A 4,986-nucleotide genomic window follows, 5' to 3' on the forward strand; every position below is an offset into this window, starting at 1 on the left:
GGATAAGCGCTTGGCCGTGGCCGCGGAATTGCCATCATATGCCTCTCTGGAAAGCGGGCAGGGTGCCCATCTTGATTTTTATCCTGTGTGCGACGGATGAAGTTTGCCCCAGCGCAAACAAGGCTTGGTTCGCGGAGCACGTCGAAAACGAGGTGTCACCTTGTCGATGGGCCGTCGCCCGTGACACAGTCTGGATGCGTGGGCGCTTGGATCGGCGAAGCCGGGGAGGACGGTGCAGTTGGCAAATCTCGACCGATCGCTGATTGCGGGGCTGGGTGTCTTCGAGGGTACGACTGCCGCGGATCTCGACCGGATAGTCGGTCAGGCGAGGTCTATGCGAATTGCCCGGGACCAGCCGGTTTTCGAGCAGGAGCAGGATGCGCATTCCTTCTTCCTGCTGCTCGACGGCCATGTGCGCGTCGTGAAATCCACCCCGGACGGGCATGAAGTCACCGTGCGGTACATCAGCCCGGGTGAGTTGATGGGGATCGCCAGCGCGCTGGGCCGGACCACCTATCCGGCAAACGCATCGCCGCCGTCGACTGCGTGGTGCTCGCCTGGCCAAGTCAGCTCTGGCCCGCATTCGCGACGAGTTTTCCAAATTTCAGTGCCAACACCTACAAAACCGTGGGCAGCAGGCTGCAGGACGCCCACACGCGCGTCATCGAAATGGCCACCGAGCAGGTGGAGCAGCGCGTCGCGCACGCATTGCTCAAGCTGGTTAAACAGTCGGGAAAAAAGACCGAGGAAGGGCTGCTGATCGATTTCCCGCTTTCACGTCAGGATGTCGCGGAAATGACCGGCACCACCCTTCACACCGTGAGCCGGCTGCTTTCGGCCTGGGAAGACCAGGGCCTGGTCAAGAGTGGACGCCAGAGGGTGGTCGTGGTCGAGCCCCATAAACTGCTTGTGGTCGCCGAAGGGCGCACGGCGAAGGGCTAGTCTAGTCCGGATTATCATGGTCCATGACGGCCTGCAGATCGCGACGGAGCCGGTCCTCGTCCAGATCGTGCTCGCGTGCCGCATCCGAAATGGTGTGAAAGGAAGCGATCGGGCAGCCGACGCAGAGCATGCGGTGCCGGAGGACGACACGGATCGCCGCTGGCGTGCCGCGCATGATCCCGTCCATTGTCACATCGTCGTCGAGTTTGCGTTTCATGCCGCTTCTCCACTTCGGAGGCGGGCATGTTGCATGCTATTCCCGGGATGCTCGTTGCGCTGAGACAAAGAGCGTGCGGTTCGATGCCGTCCCCTTCACATTCGAACAGTGCACATCTTCGAGCGTGTCAGGAACCGCTTCTCGCGTCCGTTGTCCAGCGAGAACATACCGCCACGGCCAGGCACGACGTCGATAATGAGATCGGTATGCTTCCACGCCTCGAATTGCGGTACCCCGATATAGAACGGCATCTCGGCGATATAACCGAGCAGCACATCCTGCTCGCCCACGATGAACCCGCCGCGCGGGTAGCACATGGGTGATGAGCCGTCGCAGCAGCCGCCGGATTGGTGGAACAGCACCGGGCCATGCTCGGCAACTATTTCGGCAATAAGTTCAACGGCCGACGGCGTTGCAGTGACCTTCCCTTGCATAGGCTTTCCCCATCCTTCAGGCACAGACGCGGCTCCTTTGAAGCCGCGCCTATGAGCCAGAGAGGCGATCAGAAGAAGCCGAGCTTCTTTGGGCTGTAGCTCACCAGCATGTTCTTGGTCTGCTGGTAGTGATCGAGCATCATCTTGTGCGTCTCACGGCCGATACCGGACTGCTTGTAGCCACCAAACGCCGCATGCGCGGGATAGGCGTGATAGCAGTTCGTCCAAACGCGTCCAGCCTGGATAGCGCGACCGAAACGGTAGGCCCGGTTGCCGTCCCGCGTCCAGACGCCGGCGCCAAGGCCGTAAAGCGTGTCGTTAGCGATGCCAAGCGCTTCGTCATCGTCCTTGAAGGTCGTCACCGAAACCACCGGCCCGAAGATCTCCTCCTGGAAAATGCGCATCTTGTTGTGCCCCTTGAACACGGTGGGCTTGACGTAGTAGCCGCCCGCCAGATCGCCGGGCAGATCGTTGCGGGCGCCACCGGTCAGCACCTCCGCTCCTTCCTGGCGGCCGATGTCGATATAGGACAGAATCTTTTCCAACTGCTCCGACGAGGCCTGCGCCCCGATCATCGTTGCCGGATCAAGCGGATCGCCTTGCACGATCGCCTCTACGCGCTTGAGAGCGCGTTCCATGAAAATGTCGTAGATTGACTCGTGGATTAGTGCGCGGCTTGGGCAGGTGCAGACCTCACCCTGGTTCAGCGCGAACATCACGAAACCTTCGATCGCCTTGTCGAAGAATTCGTCGTCTTCGGCAACGACGTCCTTGAAGAAAATGTTCGGTGACTTACCGCCCAGCTCCAGTGTGACAGGGATCAGATTCTGGCTGGCATATTGCATGATCAGCCGGCCTGTCGTGGTCTCGCCCGTAAAGGCTATCTTGGCGATGCGCGGCGAGGAGGCGAGCGGCTTGCCGGCCTCAAGGCCAAAGCCGTTGACGACGTTGAGCACCCCCGGCGGCAACAGGTCTGCGACAAGATCGGCCCACAGCATGATCGCGGCAGGTGTCTGCTCGGCAGGCTTGAGCACGACGCAGTTTCCGGCCGCGAGCGCGGGTGCAAGCTTCCAACACGCCATAAGCAGCGGGAAGTTCCACGGGATGATCTGGCCGACCACACCAAGCGGCTCATGGAAATGATAGGCCACGGTGTCGTCATCGATCTGGGAAAGGCTGCCTTCCTGACCGCGCACGGCACCGGCGAAATAACGGAAATGATCGATTGCCAAAGGCAGGTCGGCTGCGGTCGTTTCACGGATCGGCTTGCCGTTGTCCCAGGTTTCGGCGCATGCGAGCAAATCGAGGTTTTCCTCCATGCGGTCGGCGATGCGGCTGAGGATAAGCGAGCGCTCCGCGACGCTGGTGCGCCCCCAAGCATCCTTCGCGGCATGGGCGGCGTCCAGTGCCGCCTCAATGTCCTGGGCGTCCGAACGCGCCACTTCGCACAGCAACTGACCGTTGACTGGTGAGTAGTTCTCGAAGTAGCGCCCGGAATGCGGCTCCGACCATTTGCCGCCGATGAAATTGCCATAACGTGCGTCGAACGGCGGCTTGACCGAACGCGAGAACTCAATCTTATTCATGTGTCTTCCTCCCAAAGCTGACGTCGCGGGATGCGACGCTTCGAAGAGAAAGACTTGCGGTTTCCTCCGCCGTTGTCACCGCACTGAACGCGGTGACCGGGCAGGAAGTGGCGCAAAATTGCGACACTTATGCGCGGATTCTAGTGATCAGTGAGGCCTGTGGACGTCGAGGCGGCTGAGCTTCCGGTGAAGCGTCGCGCGGCTGATGCCAAGGGCCTGGGCCGCGGCCGAGACGTTTCCGTCTGCCCGCGCCAGCGCGCGTTGTAGGACGCCGCGCTCCGCCTCCGCAAGGCATTCAGGGCCTTGCTCCGCCCAACCAAGCAGATCGGCCGCGGGAATAGGCTTGTCGAGATACTTTTGGGTAATTCCAAGCGCCAGGCGAGCCGACCGGGTAGCGCCGACAACGAAGTCGTCCCCATCGACGGCAATCAGCGCGCCTGAGCCTCTATCGGCGACTGGCGCCAGCAGAATCCGCGCCTTAGGGAAAGCAATCTTGAAATTCTCCGCTTCGATCCGACGCGCCGCGTCGACCACCGCCACCGAGATTATATTGGCGAAAGCCTCGGTAAGATCGGCCCGGCAGGAAGACACGTCGAGCGCGGCCACAAGATCACCCTGGTGATCGTAGATCGGAGCGGTGGTGCAACTCAGCCCCGTGTTGCGCGTATGAAAATGCTGGTCGCGATGGATCGTCAGCGCTCGCTGCTCAACCAGGCAAGTGCCGATGCCGTTGGTGCCTTGGCTCTCTTCGTTCCAGACGGAGCCGGTCCACAAACCCCAGGAATGAAAAGTCTCGTCATCCGCCGGCGCGCCGCGCCGTTCGACCGGCACGCCCTCGCGGTCAGCCAGAAGCACGCAGCATCCTACGCCACCCACAGCAAGATAGAGCCGGTCGAGACTGGGTTGGGCAGCCCGGATGAGCGGTTCGACCCGTTGGCGAGCGCGTCCCAGTTCCAGCTCCGTCAGGTAACGAGCCGGGCTGCGGTCGGCCGGATCGAGCCGATGCAAATTGGAAGATCGCCGCCAGGAGGCGACCAGCGCGGATGTCGCCGCCGCGTCCGAGGCGATCGCGGCCTGAATTCTGTCGGCATGCTGACCGGCCAAATCCTCGTCCTCCCAGAGTTTGCCCCGCCTCTCGACTTTCTCAACCGGTCCGGTTGAGGGCTGCGCCGTTTGGATGCAATTTCTGATGCAATCAGCGCCCCAGTCAATCCGACAGAAGGAGCAGGCAAATGCGAGATGGGTGTTTATTGGTCTGCGAGGCCGCTGCATGGTCCGGGCGTTATCGAGACGGTTTCAACCGGACCCGGCCGGGGAGTGGTCGACACCCCGAATTCCTCGCTTTCATTGTCGTCAGAGTAATGCGCGCGGGCGACTGGCCGCATGAAATCATTCCCCCATCGCGAGCAGCGTATCCCACCTGAGGATTTCGACGCTGCGTAGGCTGAGCAGCCGGATCACGCCTTTCTCCTTCAGGCGGGTGAAGACGCGCGAGACGGTTTCGATCGTGAGACCGAGATAGTCGCCGATATCGATCCGCGACATCGGCAATTCCACCTGCCTGAGTTCGCCCTGACGCTCCGAAATCTCGACCAGGAATGCAGCAACGCGCTCGATGGCGTTCTGACGGCCAAGCACGAGAAGATGCTCTTGCGCACGGGTAAGGCTCTTGAGAGCCAGGGGCAGGAGCTGGCGGGACATGTCCGTTCCCGCAGAGGCACGAAAGACCCGCACGCCGGTTGCGTTGATCGCTTCGGCGAAGAAGTGGTGCGTGGCATCGGCCTCGAAGCCGAAAGTCTCTCCCGCC

The 4,986-nt window shown here is 61.6% G+C and carries 5 protein-coding genes and 1 pseudogene; 1 reads left to right on the plus strand and 5 read right to left on the minus strand.

From position 1 onward, the window contains the following. Positions 1 to 238 precede the first annotated feature (238 nt). Positions 239 to 942, plus strand: a pseudogene (locus EOA75_RS28545) (Crp/Fnr family transcriptional regulator). 1 nt (position 943) lies between these two features. On the opposite strand, the gene EOA75_RS28550 reads toward EOA75_RS28545, so the two are convergent. The 5 genes from EOA75_RS28550 to EOA75_RS28570 form a co-directional block, all read right to left on the minus strand. Beyond that, a complete protein-coding gene (locus tag EOA75_RS28550; protein WP_127325736.1) occupies positions 944 to 1,159 on the minus strand; it encodes a DUF1858 domain-containing protein in 216 nt (71 codons plus the stop codon). A gap of 95 nt (positions 1,160 to 1,254) precedes the next feature. Then, positions 1,255 to 1,593, minus strand: a complete 339-nt coding sequence (locus tag EOA75_RS28555) for a DUF779 domain-containing protein (RefSeq protein ID WP_127325737.1) — start codon at positions 1,591 to 1,593, stop codon at positions 1,255 to 1,257. 68 nt (positions 1,594 to 1,661) lie between these two features. Continuing rightward, positions 1,662 to 3,179, minus strand: a complete 1,518-nt coding sequence (gene adh, locus EOA75_RS28560) for an aldehyde dehydrogenase (protein ID WP_127325738.1) — start codon at positions 3,177 to 3,179, stop codon at positions 1,662 to 1,664. Positions 3,180 to 3,326: 147 nt separating this feature from the next. Then, on the minus strand, positions 3,327 to 4,283 hold the full coding sequence (locus EOA75_RS28565) for a helix-turn-helix domain-containing protein (RefSeq protein WP_127325739.1): 957 nt from the start codon (positions 4,281 to 4,283) through the stop codon (positions 3,327 to 3,329). Positions 4,284 to 4,568: 285 nt separating this feature from the next. Further along, positions 4,569 to 4,986, minus strand: a 418-nt coding sequence (locus tag EOA75_RS28570) for a helix-turn-helix domain-containing protein (RefSeq protein ID WP_164747618.1), incomplete at its 5' end; no start/stop codon positions are given.

It is taken from the genome of Mesorhizobium sp. M1A.F.Ca.IN.022.07.1.1 (genome assembly GCF_003997575.1).
In the GTDB taxonomy this organism is placed as follows: Bacteria; Pseudomonadota; Alphaproteobacteria; order Rhizobiales; family Rhizobiaceae; genus Mesorhizobium.